General features: G+C 71.5%; 19 protein-coding genes. 9 read left to right on the forward strand and 10 right to left on the reverse strand.

Annotated elements, in window-relative coordinates; translation table 11 throughout:
• Positions 1–26: 26 nt before the first annotated feature.
• Positions 27–767, forward strand: coding sequence for a peptidyl-tRNA hydrolase (locus tag ACGF2Y_RS07710; protein ID WP_392943964.1), 741 nt, complete (start codon positions 27–29; stop codon positions 765–767).
• An 11-nt stretch (positions 768–778) separates the two neighbouring features.
• On the opposite strand, the gene ACGF2Y_RS07715 is transcribed toward ACGF2Y_RS07710, so the two are convergent.
• The 7 genes from ACGF2Y_RS07715 to ACGF2Y_RS07745 form a co-directional block, all read right to left on the reverse strand.
• Complete coding sequence (locus tag ACGF2Y_RS07715; RefSeq protein WP_392943966.1) at positions 779–904, reverse strand: hypothetical protein; 126 nt, start codon at positions 902–904, stop codon at positions 779–781.
• A gap of 163 nt (positions 905–1,067) precedes the next feature.
• Positions 1,068–2,042 carry a carbohydrate kinase family protein gene (locus ACGF2Y_RS07720; RefSeq protein WP_392943968.1) on the reverse strand — a complete coding sequence of 325 codons (975 nt, stop codon included), beginning with the start codon at positions 2,040–2,042 and terminating at the stop codon, positions 1,068–1,070.
• A gap of 140 nt (positions 2,043–2,182) precedes the next feature.
• The gene (gene metK / locus ACGF2Y_RS07725) at positions 2,183–3,409 is read right to left on the reverse strand and encodes a methionine adenosyltransferase (protein ID WP_392943970.1); all 1,227 of its coding nucleotides are present in this window, start codon (positions 3,407–3,409) and stop codon (positions 2,183–2,185) included.
• A 46-nt stretch (positions 3,410–3,455) separates the two neighbouring features.
• Positions 3,456–4,103 (reverse strand): class I SAM-dependent DNA methyltransferase, encoded by a 648-nt coding sequence (locus tag ACGF2Y_RS07730; protein WP_392943971.1) that lies wholly within the window; start codon positions 4,101–4,103, stop codon positions 3,456–3,458.
• 92 nt (positions 4,104–4,195) lie between these two features.
• Positions 4,196–5,197, reverse strand: coding sequence for a DMT family transporter (locus ACGF2Y_RS07735; protein WP_392943973.1), 1,002 nt, complete (start codon positions 5,195–5,197; stop codon positions 4,196–4,198).
• A complete protein-coding gene (locus ACGF2Y_RS07740) occupies positions 5,197–6,195 on the reverse strand; it encodes a PLP-dependent cysteine synthase family protein (RefSeq protein ID WP_392943974.1) in 999 nt (332 codons plus the stop codon). Before ACGF2Y_RS07740 ends, ACGF2Y_RS07735 begins: the two co-directional genes overlap by 1 nt.
• Positions 6,196–6,257: 62 nt before the next feature.
• The gene (locus ACGF2Y_RS07745; RefSeq protein WP_392943976.1) at positions 6,258–7,244 is read right to left on the reverse strand and encodes a class I SAM-dependent methyltransferase; all 987 of its coding nucleotides are present in this window, start codon (positions 7,242–7,244) and stop codon (positions 6,258–6,260) included.
• 552 nt (positions 7,245–7,796) lie between these two features.
• Between ACGF2Y_RS07745 and ACGF2Y_RS07750 the strand changes: the two genes are divergently transcribed.
• The 3 genes from ACGF2Y_RS07750 to ACGF2Y_RS07760 all read left to right on the forward strand — a co-directional run bounded on the left by ACGF2Y_RS07750 (position 7,797) and on the right by ACGF2Y_RS07760 (position 10,439).
• The gene (locus ACGF2Y_RS07750) at positions 7,797–8,399 is read left to right on the forward strand and encodes a class II aldolase/adducin family protein (protein WP_392943977.1); all 603 of its coding nucleotides are present in this window, start codon (positions 7,797–7,799) and stop codon (positions 8,397–8,399) included.
• Complete coding sequence (locus tag ACGF2Y_RS07755; protein WP_392943979.1) at positions 8,396–8,974, forward strand: cupin; 579 nt, start codon at positions 8,396–8,398, stop codon at positions 8,972–8,974. Before ACGF2Y_RS07750 ends, ACGF2Y_RS07755 begins: the two co-directional genes overlap by 4 nt.
• 97 nt (positions 8,975–9,071) lie before the next feature.
• The gene (locus ACGF2Y_RS07760; RefSeq protein ID WP_392943980.1) at positions 9,072–10,439 is read left to right on the forward strand and encodes a helix-turn-helix domain-containing protein; all 1,368 of its coding nucleotides are present in this window, start codon (positions 9,072–9,074) and stop codon (positions 10,437–10,439) included.
• Positions 10,440–10,538: 99 nt separating this feature from the next.
• Here the strand turns inward: ACGF2Y_RS07760 and ACGF2Y_RS07765 are convergent, their stop codons facing one another.
• Positions 10,539–11,156, reverse strand: coding sequence for a TetR/AcrR family transcriptional regulator (locus ACGF2Y_RS07765; RefSeq protein WP_392943982.1), 618 nt, complete (start codon positions 11,154–11,156; stop codon positions 10,539–10,541).
• A gap of 235 nt (positions 11,157–11,391) precedes the next feature.
• Between ACGF2Y_RS07765 and ACGF2Y_RS07770 the strand changes: the two genes are divergently transcribed.
• The 5 genes from ACGF2Y_RS07770 (at position 11,392) to ACGF2Y_RS07790 (ending at position 16,386) form a co-directional block, all read left to right on the forward strand.
• Complete coding sequence (locus ACGF2Y_RS07770) at positions 11,392–12,099, forward strand: haloacid dehalogenase type II (RefSeq protein ID WP_392943983.1); 708 nt, start codon at positions 11,392–11,394, stop codon at positions 12,097–12,099.
• A 170-nt stretch (positions 12,100–12,269) separates the two neighbouring features.
• Positions 12,270–13,655 (forward strand): DUF692 domain-containing protein, encoded by a 1,386-nt coding sequence (locus ACGF2Y_RS07775; protein ID WP_392944296.1) that lies wholly within the window; start codon positions 12,270–12,272, stop codon positions 13,653–13,655.
• A gap of 6 nt (positions 13,656–13,661) precedes the next feature.
• Positions 13,662–14,090 (forward strand): TIGR04222 domain-containing membrane protein, encoded by a 429-nt coding sequence (locus ACGF2Y_RS07780; RefSeq protein ID WP_392943985.1) that lies wholly within the window; start codon positions 13,662–13,664, stop codon positions 14,088–14,090.
• Entirely contained in the window at positions 14,057–14,668 is a 612-nt protein-coding gene (locus ACGF2Y_RS07785; protein WP_392943987.1) for a TIGR04222 domain-containing membrane protein, read from the forward strand. Before ACGF2Y_RS07780 ends, ACGF2Y_RS07785 begins: the two co-directional genes overlap by 34 nt.
• A gap of 155 nt (positions 14,669–14,823) precedes the next feature.
• Positions 14,824–16,386 carry an alpha/beta hydrolase gene (locus tag ACGF2Y_RS07790; protein ID WP_392943988.1) on the forward strand — a complete coding sequence of 521 codons (1,563 nt, stop codon included), beginning with the start codon at positions 14,824–14,826 and terminating at the stop codon, positions 16,384–16,386.
• A gap of 153 nt (positions 16,387–16,539) precedes the next feature.
• On the opposite strand, the gene hemQ is transcribed toward ACGF2Y_RS07790, so the two are convergent.
• Together hemQ and hemG are read right to left on the reverse strand one after the other, a co-directional pair.
• Complete coding sequence (gene hemQ / locus ACGF2Y_RS07795) at positions 16,540–17,268, reverse strand: hydrogen peroxide-dependent heme synthase (protein WP_371626638.1); 729 nt, start codon at positions 17,266–17,268, stop codon at positions 16,540–16,542.
• A gap of 4 nt (positions 17,269–17,272) precedes the next feature.
• Positions 17,273–18,754: a protoporphyrinogen oxidase gene (gene hemG / locus ACGF2Y_RS07800; protein ID WP_392943990.1), complete on the reverse strand. Its 1,482-nt coding sequence runs from the start codon at positions 18,752–18,754 to the stop codon at positions 17,273–17,275.
• Positions 18,755–18,760 lie beyond the last annotated feature (6 nt).

Here is an 18,760-nt window from a genome sequence, read left to right on the forward strand (position 1 = left end):
CGTGACCGGCCTGGCAGACTGGGGCGGTGACCAGCAACGACACCCCCGCCCCCGAGAGCCCGTTCCACAGCGGTCCGACCGACCGCGACCAGGCGCAGCAGTTCGTGCTGCCGCTGGTGCTCCACCTGGAGAAGACGGACCCGCCCGCCCGGACGGACGCCCTGCGCACCGCTGCCCGCGCGGTGCTCACCATCCTCTCCGACGAGCGGTCCACCGGCGAGGGCGAATGGGCCGGGGCGATCCGGAACTGGGAGGACGCCCGGATCCGCAAGGTGGTGCGCCGGGCGCGCGGCGCGGAGTGGCGCAAGGCGGCCACGCTGCCCGGGATCACGGTGACGGGCGAGCACGCGGAGGTACGGGTGTTCCCGCCGATCCCGCTGGACGGCTGGCCCAAGGAGCTGGCCAAGCTCCAGGTGTCGGGAACCGAACTGGACGACCCCGAACCGCCCGCCGCCCCCGGCCCGGCGGGTCCGGTGCTGTGGCTCAACCCGGAGCTGGAGATGTCCGCGGGCAAGACGATGGCGCAGGTCGGCCATGGCGCCCAGCTCGCCTGGTGGGAGCTGGGCGACACCGAGCGCACGGCGTGGCGCGAGGCGGGCTTCCCGCTCTCCGTGGCCACCGCGACCCCGGAAAGCTGGCGGGAGCTGACCGCGAGCGGCCTGCCGGTGGTGCGCGACGCCGGGTTCACCGAGATCGCCCCGGGGCCGACCGTCGTCGCGGAGGGGGGCGCCGGCTTCTGCGCGCTCCCGCGTGCCCGGCGCCCGTAGGCGCGTTTCCCTCAGGTCTGCGTCCCGCAGCTCCTGCCTGCCGGGGCCTTCAGCCCCAGCCTGATGGCGTGCCCCGCGTTGACGCCGTACGCGATGTCGCGCAGGAGGTTCCAGGCCTGTCGAAGCAGCATCCTCATGGGGCATCTCCACACGGTGTTGGCCCGGGATCGGGCGACGGAAGGGCCCTGCGAGCCAACTGTACCCAGCCGTACGGCAACTGACGGGGCGTCGAACGGCGCCGCTCTTCCCCGGGTTTCGCGCCCCGGGGAAGGGCGGAGCCGTTCGGCCGTCGGGCCGGGGTCAGGACACCCGGGCGAGCCGCGGCTCGGCGGCGCGCGCCGCGTCGGTGCCGTACGCCCGGTCGATGCGGGCGATCAGGTCCGACGAGGTCAGCTTGTACTCCTGGGTGCCGACCGATTCGAGCACGGTGGTGGCCATCGCGCAGCCCAGCCGCGCCGCCTGCGCCTGTGTCCACCCCCATGCCGTACCGGCGAGGAAGCCGGACCGGAAGGCGTCCCCCGCCCCCGTGGGGTCGGCGATCCGGTCCGTGGGCACGGCCGGGATCCGCAGTGCGGGAGTGCCCCGGCAGGCCAGGGACACCCCGTTCTCCCCCAGGGTGGTGATCCAGGTCCCGACCCGGCCGAGCAGCTCGCCCTTCGCCCATCCGGTGCGCTCGACGAGCAGGGCCTCCTCGTATTCGTTGGTGAACAGCCACTGTGCCCCGTCGACCAGTTGGCGCGCCTGGTCGCGGTCGAGCCGCGCCAGTTGCTGGGAGGGGTCGGCGGCGACGGGGACACCGAGGCGGTGGGCGGTGGCGGTGTGCCGGAGCATGGCCTCGGGGTCGTCGGCGCCGACGAGAACCAGCTCGGGCCGGGCCGCGACCTGCGCCAGGTCGATCCTCGGGGCCTCGGCCATGGCACCGGCGTAGAAGGTGGCGATCTGGTTCTGGTCCTGGTCGGTGGTGCAGACGAACCGCGCGGTGTGCAGGGATTCGCTGACCCGGACGGCGGACGTGTCGACGCCGTGCGTCCGCAGCCAGGCGTCGTACTCCGCGAAGTCCAGGCCCGCCGCGCCGACGAGGGCCGGTTCCAGCCCCAGCCGGCCGAGCCCGAAGGAGATGTTGGCGGCGACACCCCCTCTGCGCACCTCCAGCCCGTCGGCGAGGAAGGACAGGGAGATCCGTTCCAGCCGCTCCTTGATCAGTTGCTCGGCGAAGCGGCCGGGAAAGACCATCAGGTGATCGGTCGCGATGGATCCGGTCACGGCGATACGCATGGACAACACTCCTTGGTCCGGTGGCCGGGAGGGAGGTACGGCACCGCGTGGCGGGTGCCGTACCGGCCCGCGGTGCGCGGCCCCGGGGGGAAGCCGCGCACCGCGGGCCGGTGTGCCGGGGCGGACCCGGCGTTCCACCGTCAGCCCGCCGCGACCGCCTGGCGCAGCGCGTCGGCACGGTCGGTGCGTTCCCAGGTGAAGTCGGGCAGCTCGCGGCCGAAATGCCCGTACGCGGCGGTCTGGGCATAGATCGGACGGAGCAGGTCGAGATCGCGGATGATCGCGGCCGGACGGAGGTCGAAGACCTGCCGGACGGCGTCCTCGATCCTGGCGACGGCGACCGTGTTCGTGCCGAACGTCTCGACCAGCAGCCCCACCGGCTCGGCCTTGCCGATGGCGTAGGCGACCTGGACCTCACAGCGGGCGGCGAGGCCTGCCGCGACGACGTTCTTGGCGACCCACCGGGTGGCGTAGGCGGCCGAACGGTCCACCTTGGAGGGGTCCTTGCCGGAGAACGCGCCGCCGCCGTGGCGGGCCATGCCCCCGTACGTATCGATGATGATCTTGCGGCCGGTGAGGCCCGCGTCGCCCATCGGGCCGCCGATCTCGAAACGGCCGGTCGGGTTGACGAGGAGACGGTATTCGTCCGTCTCCAGCTTGATGCCGTCCTCCGCCAGTCGCGCGAGCACATGCTCGACGACATGCTCGCGGATGTCGGGAGCGAGGAGGCCCGCCAGGTCGACATCGCTCGCATGCTGCGAGGAGACCACGACCGTGTCCAGGCGGACCGGCCGGCTGCCGACGTACTCGATGGTGACCTGGGTCTTTCCGTCCGGCCGCAGATAGGGGACGGTGCCGTTCTTCCGGACCTCGGTCAGCCTGCGGGAGAGGCGGTGGGCCAGCTCGATCGGCAGCGGCATGAGGCCGGGCGTCTCGACGGTCGCGTAACCGAACATCAGTCCCTGGTCGCCCGCACCCTGCCGGTCCAGCTCGTCGGCGTCCGCGGCGGTCCCGGAGCCTGGCTGCCGGGACTCGTACGCCGTGTCGACGCCTTGCGCGATGTCCGGGGACTGCGCGCCGATCGACACCGACACGCCGCAGGAGGCTCCGTCGAAGCCCTTGGCCGACGAGTCGTACCCGATGTCGAGGATCTTCTTCCGCACCAGGGTCGCGATGTCGACGTAGGCGGTGGTCGACACCTCGCCCGCGATGTGGACCTGGCCGGTGGTGATCAGCGTCTCGACCGCGACGCGTGAGGCGGGGTCACGGCTCAGCAGCGCGTCGAGAATCGTGTCGCTTATCTGGTCGGCGATCTTGTCGGGATGTCCCTCGGTCACGGACTCCGAGGTGAACAGGGTGCGGGACATGGCACTCCAAGGAGGTGGCGGACGGGATCGGCGGTGCCTGTCCCCGCTACGACGTGGGCGCGGCCTTGCGGAACACCCAGTAGTCGGCGCCCTCTTCCGCGATGTAGCTGGCGTCCGGCAGCTTGAACCGCAGTGTGGCCAGCGCGCTGATCCCGGGCGAGAGGGCGAACTCCTCGAAGCCCGTCTCGGTGGCGTAGCTGCCGCGGGTGGAGACCAGGATCAGCCCGCCGGGCAGGGCGTACTCGATCAGGGTGCGCAGCGCCGTCGGGCGCACATGGCCGAGGGTGAAGACACCGCTGCTGACGACGATGCCGTACTGGCCCAGCCGCTCGTCCCGCTTCGGTACGGAGAGGTCCACCCCGCCGTAGACCTTCCGGTAGGCGTTGGTCTTGCGCGCCTCGGCGGCCATGTTCTCGGAGAGGTCGACGCCGTCGATCTCGTACGTGCCCAGGGTGGCGAGGACCCTGCCGACGAGGCCGGTGCCGCAGCCGGCGTCGAATATCTCCGTCCCCGGCTCTCCGTAGGCGGAGGCGAGCAGATGCACGAAGTTGGCCGCGACCCTCGGCGCCACCCACTTCTGGTCCGCCAGGTCCACGTCGTAGCCCGACGCCCAGTCCTCGTAGTACTTCTTCAGCCCGGGGGCGTCCTCGAAGAAGACATGGGACTGCTTGATGTTCGTGAAGGAGGTGCTCATGGAATTACCTCTCTGTCAGGCCGAACCGACGATCATGACCGTTCTTCTTCTCGTCCCGCCAAGGGCCGTCCCCGGGAATTGCGGGACGGTCTTCAGGTAGCGGCGGGCACACCTGGCGCATCCGCGCTCTTCTCCTTCTCGCTTCCTCCCCCGCCACGGCCGCGCGATCGGGAGTTCTTCATGTCGAAGACCATGTAGACGCCGATCCCGAAGAGTACGAACAGAGCGCCGGCGACCTCCGACCAGGTGGGCAGGCGGTTTTCCACCGGCAGGCTCAGGATCGCTCCGAAGATCGTCTCCGTGGCGAGCAACGGCCCCACCAGAGGCACCGGAATACCCTGCGCCGCCTTCACCCAGATGAGCGTCCCCCACCAGGAGGCGATGACGCCCAGGAACACGCACCACGCGATGATCTTGAACAGCGGGTACGGTTCGAACGTCTCGGGGGGCGTGGAGGCGATGGCGAAGGGCAGCAGCACCATCGAGGCTCCGCCGGCCCCCATCGCCACCAGACCGGCCCAGAGCTTGGGGTCGGGCTTCGTCTCCCAGGTGCGCTGCGACTGGGCGTTGCGGACCACGAAGTAGGACCAGGTCAGCATGGCCCCGATCGCCAGCAGAATCGCGAACATCGAATCGTTCGCGCCTTCCAGGTCCTTTCCCTGGATGAGGTCGGAGACGCTGAGGAGCCCCAGGCCGACGATGATCAGCGCGACGGGCGCGATGAGCTGTCGCCAGGACATCCGCTTTTCCGCGAAGTTCCCTGCCACGGCGATCGTGATCGGCGACGATCCCACGACGACCGCGGTGATGAACCCGCTGTCCATGGTCGCCGAGTACGACACGCAGACGTAGAAGACGAAGTAGCCCACGAAGCCGATGTAGAGGCCGAAGAGGATTCTCCGGGTCGGCATCAGCCGGAGCTGCTTCCACCCCTTCCACAGGACGTAGAGGCCGCACAGCCCGAACAGCGAATACCGGCCGGTGACCAGGAGGAGTTCACTCGCGGGCTGCACTGCCGCCGGGGCGACGAAAGCGAAGGCCCAGAGCAGGGCGGCCGTCAGTGCGGCGAGAACGTTCTTCGGCGTGCTTCCCATTACAGCTCATGTTCCCGTTCGCGAGTTTCCCCGGTGGCGAAGCCGTTCTGCTTCAGCCAATCCGGGTTGTAGATCTTGGAGATGTACTTGTTTCCGCTGTCCGGCAGGACCGTGACGACGGTGGCCGGGCCTTTCAGCGACCGGGCCACCCGCACGGCGCCCCACACGTTGGCGCCCGACGTTCCGCCGCAGACGAGGCCCTCGCGCTGCGCCAGGTGGTGACAGGTGGCGAAGGCGTCGGCGTCGCGGAACCGCATCACGTCGTCGATCAGCGAGAAATCCATGCACTGGGCCAGGTGGTCCTCGCCGACGCCTTCCACGAAGTACGGAGCTATCTCTTCGGGGTCGACGAACCCGTCGTGGAAGTAGCGGTAGTAGATGGAGCCGACCGGGTCCAGCAGGACGGAGGAGACGGCCGGGTTCTTCAGCTTGAGGTACCGGGAGACCCCGGAAATCGTTCCGCCCGTACTGCCCGACGCGACGAACGCCGTCACCGAATCCCCGAGCGCTTCCCATATCTCCGGACCCGTGGAGCGGAAATGAGCCTCGGCGTTGAGGGGGTTGTCGTACTGGTTCAGCATGAACGAGCCCGGTGTCTCGGCGTGGATGCGTCTCGCACGGGTCACATAGTGTTTCGCCGATCCGGGAGCGGCCGAGGTCGGACAGACGATGACCTCGGCGCCCATGGCCAAAAGGGCGTCCCGCTTCTCCTTGCTGACCTTGTCCGGCATGGTCAGGATCGCGCGGTAGCCGCGCTTCGCCGCCATCATCGCGATGGCCGCACCCGTGTTTCCGGAGGTGTTCTCCACGATCGTCCCGCCCGGTTCGAGCAGGCCCCGGCGCTCGGCGTCGGCGAGGACATGGCTGACCACCCGGTCCTTGATGCTGCCGCCCGGATTCACGAACTCGACCTTGGCGAAAAGGCGAACGCCGGCAGGGACATCGAAGGTCGTCAGTTCCACAAGTGGCGTTCCGCCGATGATCGACTGAATATTCATTCCGAGTCCTTACTCAGTGGCACCGCGTGGGGGGATGATCCGGGACAGCCCTTAGGGGGACGTCAGAGAGCGGAGTCCGGGACCTTGACGGAGTCGAGGATCGCGACGGTGTGACCGACCTTCTCGCCCTTCTCCACCAGGGCGAAGGCCTCCACCGCCGATATCTCGTGCGGCGCCAGCTCCTTCTCCATCTGCAGGGCCTGTGCGCCGGCCGCCGCGACCGTGAGTCCGTCGAATGCCTCACGCAACACGTTCACCGGGTAGAAGTGGAACGGCCCGAGCCCTTCCCTCTCCCACTGGGCGTAGCCGCCGACGACGTCGTGCGGTTCGGACTGGACCTTCCACGTGTAGGTCAGAATGCTGCCGTTGTATCCGGCGGCGCTGGAGAGGGACAGGATTTCCGACAGCGGCACCCTCGCCCCGATCGACGAGAGCACCCGGCCGCCGACCCTCAGGAGCGGGTGCGCCTGCTGGAGGGCGAGGTAGTGCAGAGTGATGAGGTTCTTCTCGGCGAATCCGGGAATCTCCTCGCTGCGTTCCGCGATGAAGGTCGAACTCGTCTGACCTTCGTCGAGGTCGCCCGTTCCCCCCATGGGGATGTTGGGGAGGTTCTCGTAGACGACATCGACCTGTGCCATCTTTCCGGCGAGCGGCGCGAGGATATCCCCCGCGCCTCCGATCAGTTCGACGTCCTGGCTGACCAGATTGTTCTGGATGTTCTGCCGCGCGAAGTCGAGAACATCGTCGTGCAGGTCGGTGAAGCCCACCGTGTGCGCCCGGAGAATCTCCACGGCCGCCAGGACGTCCAGGCCCGCTCCGGTACCGATGGTGCAGAACTTCGGGGCGAGAACGCCCATCTGGGCGAGGGTCCGGAATGCGGGAACGGCGACACTGGCGACCCAGTCCGCGCGCGGATCATCCGCTTTCGGAAGGTACGAGTGGTCAGAGAGCCTGAGTCCTACGGTTGACCTGATCCGCTCCGTCTCTCCGATCCGGAAGAACTCGCCCGGCGACACGACCAGTTCTACATAGTCGGTTTGCGTACCCATCTCAGCCTCCTGCGACGTGGCGACGGCTCTGCTACTACGAAGCCTTCCGGCCTGCCCCGGACCGACCGGCGGTCGACGGGAAAACGAAGCGGCCTGCACCGAAGGAATTCAGCAGCGGGGGAAGGTGCCTTGGGGGGAGCGGCATCCCTGCGGTGGAAGTGACTTCACTATCGCCACCGCCGGAATCCCTGTACAGAGCTGCCCTGTTGCCTCTCGACAGGCAACAGCAACATCACGGGACCGCTTGATAGGAGGCGAGTGGTACGGCCACGGACAGCGGTCCGTTCGAAGCGGTCGAGCGCGTGTTCCACCGTACGGATGCGACGAACGCCCCGCCGGACCGCACCGCGATGACCCTTTCCGGCCACCCCACGGGGCCCCGTTGACACGGTGAGAATCGGCTCCCTACCCTGTAGCTATACCGGTTGGTATACATCGTCGTCCCGTCTCTCCCCCATACACCGAAGGAGATGCACGCGTGTCGCTCCGTGTGTCCGGCCAGGCATCCGACTGGCCCCCGAATCTCCCCACCGCAGCAGAAGTAGAGAGCCCGTGAAGCCCGTACACGTCCACGAGGACGCCGAACTCCACCGTGAACTGCTGTCCCTCGCCTGCCGGTCGCTGGACCGGCGCTGCCGGCCGGGAAGAGCGTCCGGCAGCATCTCGATCCGATCGGGTGAGGCCGTCATCATCACGACGGGCGACCTGAACGAGGAGTCGCTCCAGCAGGACGCCGTGATGGTCGATCCCTCGCAGGGACTGCCGCTGCTCGGGGAGACCGGCTGGCCTCCCCCCGAGACTCCGGCGCATCTCGCGATCCACCGGCGGCTCGGCCGCGGAGCCGTGGTCCACACCCACGAACCGCGCTCCCTGGCCCTCGCCGCCGCCGTCGGCGAAGCGCCCGGGGCGATCGGCGCGAGGGTGCTGGTGGTCGCACCGGACCTGCGCGGCCCCTCCCACCTCGTCGGCGTCTCCGGTCTCCCGGAGCTCTCGGACGATGTGACGGCCCTGCTCGTCGAGGGAAGCGGTGTCTACACCTGGGGCCGCGACCCGGGCGAGGCGCTCAGCAGGCTGGAGCGGACCGAGGAGCTCGGCCGTCCGCTCCTGCCGGAGCACCCCGGCCACCTCGGCGCGGCCGGGGTGAACGCCTGGTGACACTCCTGCAGATCATGCCGGCCGCCGACCCCGGGACGGTGCGCGTACGATCGGACGACCCGGACGTCATCCGCAGGGAACTGCTGAAGATCGGCGTGCGCTATGCGCGGTGGCACGCCGCCCGCCGGATTCCCGCCGACGCCGACGACGTCACCATCATGAACGCCTACCGCAGCCATATCGACCACGTCAGCGCCGAGAGCGGCTACCACGTCGTCGACATAGCACGCCTGACCGCCGCGTCGCCCGATCCGGGCCATCGCGGGCGGAACCGGGCGAACCGCGAGAAGTACCGCCAGGAGCACTTCCACGACGAGGACGTGGTGCGCTTCGTCGTGGCGGGAGCCGGCTGCCTCTACCTCCACGCCGCGGGCCAGGTGCACGCGATGCTCTGCACGGCCGGGGACCTGCTGTCGGTGCCCAGCCGTACGGTGCACTGGTTCGACGCCGGAGCGGACCCCCACTACACGGCCGTCCGCTTCCTCCGTGAGGGTGACCGGTACAGCGCCCGGTTCCTGCCGGACAGCATCGCCGCCCGCTTCCCGACGCTCGACGATCTGCTGGCGCCGTCCTGAGCGGTACGGCCCTGCCCGGCAGACCCGCGCCGCTCGTGAGATCCAAGGCGCAGACACCGTGTGCGACTTTAGGGGATTCGCAGTGCTACGGAATTCAGTGCAGGGTACAGCGACAATCCGGCCCGCCCGCAGCGAGTCGGGCTGCCCGCCCGATCCCGGGGGCCCGGGGACGTTCGGCCAACTGCTCCGGGCCCACCGCGAGCGGCGCGGGTTCTCGCTCGCCCAGCTCGCCACCCAGGTGCATTTCAACCGGGGCCACATCAGCAAGGTCGAGACCGACAAGCGGACGCCTTCGGTGGCCTTCGCGGAGGCCTGCGACCGGGTGCTGAACGCCGGGGACACCTTCACCTCCATCGCCACGGCCCTCGAAGCGGCCGCCCGCCAGCAGCCGGGGTGGGTACACCCGGCCCAACTCCCTTCGGCCAAGCGCTATTTCACGGGGCGCCGGGAATGCCTGAGCCAGCTGACCCGTCGACTGCGCAACGACGGCCAGTCCCTCGCCGTGCCGGTCGCGGTGATCAACGGTCCGCCGGGGGTGGGGAAGACCGCCCTGGCGGTGCAGTGGGCCCACCAGGCGGTCAGCGACGGCCGCTTCGCCGACGGGCAGCTGTTCGTCAACCTCGAAGGCCCCGAGCCGGGGACGGCGGCCGACCCGTTCGACGTCCTGGAGCACCTGCTCCGCGCGGTGGGCGTGCCCGGCGAGCGGATGCCGGCGGACCTGAGCCAGCGCGCGGCCACCTTCCGCTCCTACCTGCACGGCCGCGAGATGCTCCTGGTGCTGGACAACGCCGCCGACGCGCAGCAGGTCCACCATCTGCTGCCCGGCTCCGCCGGCTGCGCCGTCGTGGTGACCAGCCGCTCGTGTCTGCCCGGACTGCTGTCCCGGGTGGACGCCGTCACCGTACCCCTGGCGGAGCTGTGCCGTCCGGAGGCGACGACGCTGCTCCGCGCGATGATCGGGGACGCCCGCGCGGACGCCGACCCCGCCGCGGTGACGGTCCTGGCCGAACGGTGCGGTCGGCTGCCCCTGGCCCTGGTGCTGGCGGCCGAGCACATCGTGAGCTGCCAGCACCGCAGTGCGGACCAGCTCGCCACCGAACTCAAGCTGGAGGGCGCCCGGTTGAACCTCGCCGAGGGGGACGTGGTGCTCCGCAACACGTTCGACACGTCCTACCGGGCCCTCGACGAGCAGAGCGCCCGGATGTTCCGGCTGCTCGGGGCGCTCCCCGTTCAGTTGATCGACGCCGCCGCCTCCGCGGCGACCGCGGGCGTCAGTCAGGACGAGGCGGTACGGCTGCTGCGCGGTCTCGCGAGCGCGCACCTGATCCGGCGGCAGGACGAGCGCCATTACCTGATGCACGATCTGTTGCGCGCGTATGCGGCGGACCTGTCACGACAGCTGGACGGCGACTCCGCGTCCGCGAAGGCGGTGCGGCAGACGGCGGATACGGCCCTCGTCGCCTGACCTGGCTCTGCCGGGGGTCCCCGAGATCCCGGAAATCCCCGAGATCTCCGAGACCTCCGACAGGGTCACGTCAGGGAGCCCTGCGCCCCCGGAGCCGCGTCAGGCGGTGAGCGACCTCTCGACGAGGATCGCGGCCACCTGCTCGGCGCACCGCACGGCCTGGTCCACCGACCCCATGGAACCGGCGATGGAGGCTCCCTCGTGAAGGATCAGCACCTGGGCGGCCAGCGCGGCGGGCGCCTTGGCGTTGCCTTCCTTCGCGAGGTCTTCCAGGAAGGCGAGGAACCAGGTCTTCTGGTCCCGGGCGACCTCCCGGCCCGGATGGTCGTCCGGTAGCTCCACGGACGCGTTGATGAAGGCGCAGCCCCGCCGGTTCCGCTCGTTCATCCAGTCGTGCAGGGCGCTGAAGGTGGCCAGGATCTTCTCCCCGGGGGGCCCCTCCTGGCCGTTGACGTGCTTCACCAGCGTGGACCGCCACAGGCCGTCACGGGCCCGCAGGTAAGCGACGATGAGATCCTCTTTGGAACCGAAACAGTCGTAGAGCGTCTTCTTCGTGACGCCCGCCTGCTCCGCGATCGCTTCCACGCCGACAGCTCGGATGCCCAGATCGTAGAAGAGCCGTGAGGCGGTCTCGAGGACCTTCACGCCGGCCGGCGTCAGATGCTGGGCACCGCGGCGCTTTGTCCTTCTGCCGGTGGTTTCGCTGCTGATGGTCACCCATCGAACGGTACACCCAGCAGTATACAGAGGATAGCTTCCGAACCGCCCGCGACCCAGGTCGGGCCGGTCGCCCCTCCGAGGTACCGCGAGCCCGCGCCGCGACCGCCTCCGGAGAGTCCGGGACATGCCGCCGATCGGCCCAATCGGGCCCCTGTGCCGGCCCGCGGGCCAGCCTGTGCCGGGTGATGGCGCTCGTGTGGTGCGACGCCCGGACACAGGAAGGGGAGAGTGGATGCCCCAGGCACACGACATCGAGGTCGCCGTCTTCGATGTCCTCGGCACGATGGTCGACCAGCCGGGCGGGCTGCGGGCCGCGATCCGCGACGCGGTCCCCGCTGCCGACGAGGCGTCGGCCGGCCGGCTGCTCGCCGTGTGGGAGGAGCACGTCGAGCGCGAGCAGCAGCGCATCGAGGACGGCGAACGGCCCTACGCGGACTCCGCCGCCCTCGACCGCGAGGCGGCGGTACGGGTGGCCGAACGCGCCGGGCTCACCGACCCCGCCGCCGTCCGGCGCCTGGCCACGGCCAGTCAGCGCCTCGACCCCTGGGAGGACTCCCGCGCCGGCCTCGCCGACCTGGCGCGGCTGTTCCCCGTCGTGGGCCTCACCCATGCCAGTCGCGCGACCCTGCTCCGCCTCAACGCCCATACCGGCCTGCGGTGGCACCAGGCGCTCTCCGCCGAGGACGCCCGCGCCTTCAAACCCGCGAAGGAGGTCTACCAGCTCGCCCTGGACGCCGCGGGCTGCCCTCCGGAGCGCACGGTGATGATCGCCGCCCACGCCTGGGACCTCCGGGGAGCCCAGTCGGTGGGCATGCGCACGGCCTACGTCCGGCGCCCGTGCGGTGACCCCCCGAAGGAGACCGACACCTTCGACTGGCGGACGGACAGCCTGGAGGAACTGGCCGCCGTACTGACCTCGGCCGCGCGGACAGGAGGTTGAGCGGTTCCGTGCCCGCTCACGTGTCTCCCGATGTGCCGATGCCCTGACGGGGGCGAGGGTCCCGGAACCTCAAATCAAGCTCTGAACGTCCCCTCTGTCGGGTTCAGCACCGCTGGGCGGGGTCATGACCCCTGGACAGGACGGAGGCCCGGGTGAGGCAGGGGGACACCATGGAACTGGGCATCGGCATCGGCTGGCGGCCGGAGATCGCGGACGCGGTGGAGGCGCTGAGCGGGATCGACTGGGTCGAGGCGGTCGCGGAGAACCTCTGCGCGGACCACCTCCCGGCCTCCCTGGTACGGCTCCGGGAGCGCGGCGTGCGGATCGTGCCGCACGGGGTGGCCCTCGGCCTGGGCGGCGCCGACCGTCCGGACCCCGTACGCCTCGCCTCCCTCGCGGCGTGCGCCGAACTGCTGGGGACACCGCTGGTGACCGAGCACATCGCGTTCGTACGGGCCGGGGGGCCGCTGACCGCGTCGCCGAGGCTGGAGGCGGGGCACCTGCTGCCGGTGCCGCGCACCTGGGACGCGCTGGACGTGCTGTGCGAGAACGTGCGGATCGCGCAGGACTCGCTGCCGGTCCCGCTCGCCCTGGAGAACATCGCGGCGCTGATCTCCTGGCCGGGCGAGGAGCTGACCGAGGGGCAGTTCCTGGCGGAGCTGGTCGAGCGGACCGGGGTACGGCTGCTGATCGACGTGGCCAACCTGCACACCAATCACGTCAACCTCGGCCAGGACCCGGCGAAGGCGCTGGACGAGCTGCCGGTGGAGGCCATCGCGTACGTCCATGTGGCGGGCGGGGTCGAGAGGAACGGCGTCTGGCACGACACGCACGCTCATCCGGTGACCGCTCCCGTCCTGGAGGTGCTGGCCGAGCTGCGCTCCCGGGTCGACCCGCCGGGCGTGCTGCTGGAGCGGGACGACGCCTTCCCGCCGGCCGCCGAGCTGGCGGGCGAACTGGACGCGATCCGGGCGACGCTGCGACGGGCGGCTCCCCCGGCGGACCCGCGCCCGGCACAGCGGGGCGGGCCCGGTCCCGGAACCCGCACGGCGGCCGTCCCCGTGCCCGCCGACGCCTCCGGCCGTACGGCGGCCGCCCCCGCGCCGCCCCGAGCCCATGAACGTACAGCGGCCGTCCCCGTGCCCGCCGGGACCCGTGACCGGGCCGCCGTCGCGCAGACCGCGCTGCTCTCCGCGCTGGTGGCGGGGACCCCGGTGCCCGAGGGCTTCGACCCGCGGCGGCTGCGGGCGCAGAGCCGGGCGCTGGCCGCCAAGCGCGCGGACGTCGTCGCCAAGGTCGCGCCGGAGCTGCCGGAAATCCTCGGCGGCGGCTACCGTGCCGCGTTCCTCGCGTACGCCGGCAGCCGCCCGATGTCCGACGGATACCGGCGCGACGCCCTGGACTTCGCGGAGCACGTGCTCATCGCGGGCGGCCCCGCCGATCCGGCGGCGCGCCGCCGGCTGACGTACTGGTGGCAGGACCGGTCGGGCGCCCGGCCGCCGCGCCGTGCCACCCGACTGGTCCGGGCGGCACGGACCGCTCTCGTGGGGAAGTGATCCGCTGTGTACGTACTGGCGCTGCTGGTGACCGTCGTGGTCGCCGTCTCCTCGGTGGGGCTCGTCGTCGGAGCCGCGCGCGGGCGGGCCCGCCGCCCCCGGCCGGCCCCCGGCGCCGCTCTGCACGACCTGTACGAGGCCGCGTTCCTGAACGGCGGACCGGCCAGGGTCGTGGACACCGCGCTGGCCGCCCTGCACGCGGACGGCCGGCTGGTCGTCGGCGGGCCCGGCATCGTCGGCGCCCGGCGGGCGCGGGCGAACGACCTGGTGGAGCGCGCGGTGTTCCAGGAGCTGGCCGCCGCGCCGAGCGGCGCTCTGCACGGCCTGCGGGACGCGGTGATGCGGCACCCAGCGGTCCAGGAGATCGGCGACGGGCTCGCCGCGGGCTGCTCGTGTCGCCCGTGGAGAGCCGGCCGCTGCGGCGGTGGGCGATGATCCAGGGGCTGGCGTGCGTCGCCGCCCTGCCACTGAGCATGGTGCTGACCTTCGTCCAGTTCGCCACCGACGACAGCCCGTTCCCGTTCGTCCTGATGATGCTGCCCCCGGTCCTGATCGGCGGATTCAGCGGTCTGATCGTCACGGCGACCTCCTCCACCCGCATCACGAAGGCGGGCCGCCGGGCCGCCCTGGCGTTCCGGAACGCCTACGCCCAGGTGGTGACCCCCGCCCACCTGGTCGCCACGCTGGGGCTCCGCGCCCTGCCCGACCCGGTGCTCCAGGCCCAACTGGCGTCGGCGGCGCGGCTGAGCGGTCCGCGCGGGCGGTCGTCGGCGCATACCGCCGGGGGGACGTCTGCGGGAGTCACCGCCGTCGCCGTGACGACGCTCTGGTGCGCCGCCGCCAGTCCCGACGGCTCCAGCTGCGGAGGGTCCGGCGGGGGCGGCTCCGGTTCGAGCTGCGGCAGTGGGTCCGGCTGCGGATCCGGGTCCGGCAGCGGTTCCGGCTGCGGGGGCGGCGGCGGATCGAGCTGCGGCAGCTCGGGCGGGTCCAGCTGCGGCGGGGGCGGTTCCTGACCTCGCCTCCGGGGCCGGAGTCTCCGAACCGCCCTGCGGTACACGGTTTCTGACCGCCCATCGGAGTCATGGGCGGGGACATGCGGGGGCGGTACTGGACATCGGCGCCCGCCCGCCCGATCATCCCTCTCCGCATCCGCAGAGAGGCACCGCGCGTGAGAACAGCTGCGCTGTACACATCGATCGGCTCCCTGGTCCTGTCCGCCCTGGCCGCCGCTCCCGCGGCCGCCCGGGAGGGCCCGGCCGCCGCCGAGGCCCGGGGCACCGCGATCGCCGCCGCCCGTGCCACGGCCGCCGGGATCGACTTCGTCTCCTGCCCGGAGGAGGAGATGCTCCCGGACTCCCTGAAATGCGGCACGGTGAAGGTGCCCCTCGACTACGCGGAGCCGGACGGGCGGCAGCTCGAACTGACCGTCAGCCGCGCCGGGGCCACCGGCCCGGCCGAGGAGCGGCAGGGCGCGTTCGTCTACAACCCGGGCGGCCCCGGCGCGTCCAGCATCACCTTCCCGCTGGCCGGGGAGTTGCCGGAGTGGAAGGAGATCGCCGAGGCGTACGACCTGGTCGGCTACGCCCCGCGCGGGGTGAACGGTTCGTCCGCCCCGCTGAGCTGCCAGGACCCCGCCGCCTACACGAAGGGCCCGACCAGCGCGCCGACCCACCCGACGCGGGAGTACAAGGAGCGGCGCGTCGCCCGCGCGAAGGCGTACGCGCAGGGCTGCGCGACCCACGCGGGCGAGGCGCTGCGGCACTACACCTCGCTGAACAACGCCCGTGACCTGGACGTCCTGCGGGCCGCGCTCGGCGAGCCGCGTCTGACGTTCATGGGGGCGTCCTACGGGACGTACTTCGGCGCGCTGTACGCGACGCTGTTCCCCTCCCACGTACGGCGCATGGTGTTCGACTCGGTGGTCGACCCGGACCCGGAGCAGATCTGGTACCGCTCCAACATGGGCCAGTCGCTGGCCTTCGAGGCACGCTGGGAGGACTTCCGCCGCTGGGTCGCCCGGCACGACGACGTCTATCGCCTGGGGACCACGCCGGAGTCGGTGCGGCGGCACTACGACGAGGTACGCGCCGAGCTGGCGACGAAGCCCGCGGGCGGCACGGTGGGGCCGGGGCAGCTGCACTCGGCGTTCCTGGGGGCCGGTTACTACGACGACTACTGGGCGATGCGGGCGACGGCGCTCTCGGAGTACGTCCGGGGCAACCCGGAGCCGCTGGTCGCGCAGGCGTCCCCGCGCGCGGTGGCGGCCGAGGGCAACGAGAACGCGCAGGCGGTGTACACGGCGGTCGAGTGCAATGACGCGCCCTGGCCCGAGGACTTCGAGGTGTGGGACCGCGACCACACGGACCTGGCGCGCGTCGCCCCCTTCGAGACCTGGGACAACGCCTTCGCGAACCTGCCGTGCGCGTTCTGGCCCGCGCCCCGGCAGCGGCCGCTGGAGGTCGGGACGCGGTGGGGCGAGCTGCCGCCGGTGCTGATCCTGGCGGCGGAGCGGGACGCGGCGACCCCGTACCGGGGGGCACTGGAGCTGCGGAGGCGGCTGTCCGGCTCGTCGCTGGTGACCGAGCGGGGCGCCGGTACGCACGGCGTCGGCGGGGCCGGGAACACCTGCGTGGACGACCATCTGCGCCGGTATCTGCTGACCGGTGAGGTACCGGGGCGGGGTGCGGACTGCGCCGCGCGTCCGGAGCCGAACCCGGTGTCTCTGGACTGACCGGACCGGACGACGGAGCGGGGGCCGCCGCACCATCACAGTGCGACGGCCCCCGAAGCCGAACCCGGTGTCGCTGGAACGGCGGGCGGCACGGTCGGTGCCCGGTGCCCGCCTTTCTGATCTTCCGGGTTGGGGTGGTGCGGGACTCGCTGGCTATGCGAGCCCGGCCACCAGGTCTGCGACGCTCTTCCTGCGGCCCGTGTAGAACGGGACCTCCTCGCGCACGTGGAGACGTGCCTCGGAGGCGCGCAGGTGACGCATCAGGTCGACGATGCGGTACAGCTCGTCCGCCTCGAAGGCGAGGACCCACTCGTAGTCGCCCAGCGAGAACGAGGCGACAGTGTTGGCGCGGACGTCCGGGTAGCCCCGGGCCATCTTGCCGTGGTCCGCGAGCATACGGCGGCGGTCCTCGTCGGGCAGCAGGTACCAGTCGTAGGACCGGACGAAGGGGTAGACGCTGATGTAGTCGCGCGGCGTCTCGTCGGCGAGGAACGCCGGGACGTGCGACTTGTTGAACTCGGCCGGCCTGTGCAGCGCCATGTTCGACCAGACCGGGTCGAGCGCGCGGCCGAGCCTGGTGCGCCTGAAGAGGTTGTACGCCTCCTGGAGCTCGTCCGAGGTCTCGGCGTGCCACCAGATCATGAGGTCGGCGTCGGCCCGCAGACCGGACACGTCGTAGGTGCCGCGGACGGTGATGTCCTTGGCCGCGAGCTGGTCGAACAGCTCCTGGACCTCGTCGGCGTATCCCGCGCGGTCCAGCGGGAGCACGTCACGCAGTTTGAAGACCGACCACAGGGTGTAACGGATGACCTCGTTGAGGTCCTTGGCCTTCTTGCCGGCGTTCGGACTCTTGCTTGATGTCACAGTCTCAGGAGCACTCATACGGCTATTGTCCCGCCTCGCTCCCCGTGCCCCGAACCAGGGTCGGCGTGGCGATGATCTCTCTCGTGATCTCGTCGGCCGCCCGCTGCGCGCTCGCGATGCAGGCGGGGATGCCGACCCCGTCGTAGACCGCGCCGCAGACCCGCAGGGCGGGGAGCCCGGCGACCTCGTCGCGGATCCGGGCGACCCGGGTGTGGTGGCCGACCGGGTACTGCGGCAGGCCGCCGATCCAGCGGGTGACCTCGGTGTCGACGGGCCGGGCGGTGAGTCCGGTGGCCGCGGCGAGGTCGCGCCGGGAGACGGCGACGAGTTCCTCGTCCTCGCGGTGCAGATGATCCTCCTCGCCGTACCGGCCGACGGAGGTGCGGAGCACGAAGAGGTCCGGGGCGGCGTCGGCGACCCACTGCCACTTGTTGCTGGAGAAGGTGGACGCCTTGATGGTGCGGCCGTCGACCGGCGGCACCAGAAAGCCGGAGCGGCCGCGCAGGGCCTCGTGCGCCTCGATGTCGGTGCGCCGGAAGGCCAGGGTGACCAGGGCCATCGAGGCGTACTCGACGCCGGACAGCTCGGCGGAAGCGGCCGGGGACTCGGCGGCCAGCAGGGTGCCGGCGGACCAGGCGGGGGTGGCCAGGACGATGCCGTCGGCGGCGATCGTCCGGGTGTCGGTGCGAACGGCCCAGCCCGTTTCCGTACGGGTCAGACCGAGGACGGGCGTCCGGGTGAGGATCTCGCCGCCGGCGGCCCGTACGGCGTCGCCGACGGCGTCGGGGAGGGTGCCGATGCCGCCCTCGATGCCCTGGAAGACGGGTCCGGTCTGCTGCCGGGCGGTGGCCCGCTCCTGGACGCGGCGTACGGCTTCCAGCAGCGGGCCGCCCTCCCGTACGGCTTCGAAGAGCTGGGGTACGGCGGCGCGCATCGAGATCCGGTAGGCGTCACCGGCGTAGACCCCGCCGAGGAGGGGCTCCACCAGCCGGTCGACGACCTCGCGGCCGAGCCGGTCGGCGACGTACGCGCCGACGGCGACATCGTCGCCGACGGGGGTCGGGGTGAGGTCGCGCTCCTCGGCGATCCGGGCCAGCCCCTCGGGGGACAGCACCTCGCCGAGCACGGCCGGGTCGCCGGGGACGCCCATGACGTGCCCCTTGGGCAGGGGGCGCAGCGCGTCGCGCGTCCACAGCGCGGCGGTGGCGGTGGCGGGCGGCTGGAGGCGGTCGGCGAGGCCCGCCTCGCGGGCCAGGGCGACCGCCTCGGGGCGCCGGGCGAGCATCGACTCGGCCCCCAGGTCGACCTGGACGCCCGCGATCTCGCCGGTCATGAGCTTGCCGCCGAGCCGGTCGGTCGCCTCCAGGAGGGTGACCCGCAGTCCGGTGGCGACCAGACGGTGGGCGGCCGCCAGGCCGGCGATGCCGCCGCCGATGACGACGACGTGGCCCGGGGTCGCTTCCGCACGCCCGGCCGTTTCCGCACGCTGTTGAGAACGCTGCATGGGTCC

Source organism: Streptomyces sp. NPDC048142, from assembly GCF_043202835.1.
Taxonomy (GTDB): domain Bacteria; phylum Actinomycetota; class Actinomycetes; order Streptomycetales; family Streptomycetaceae; genus Streptomyces.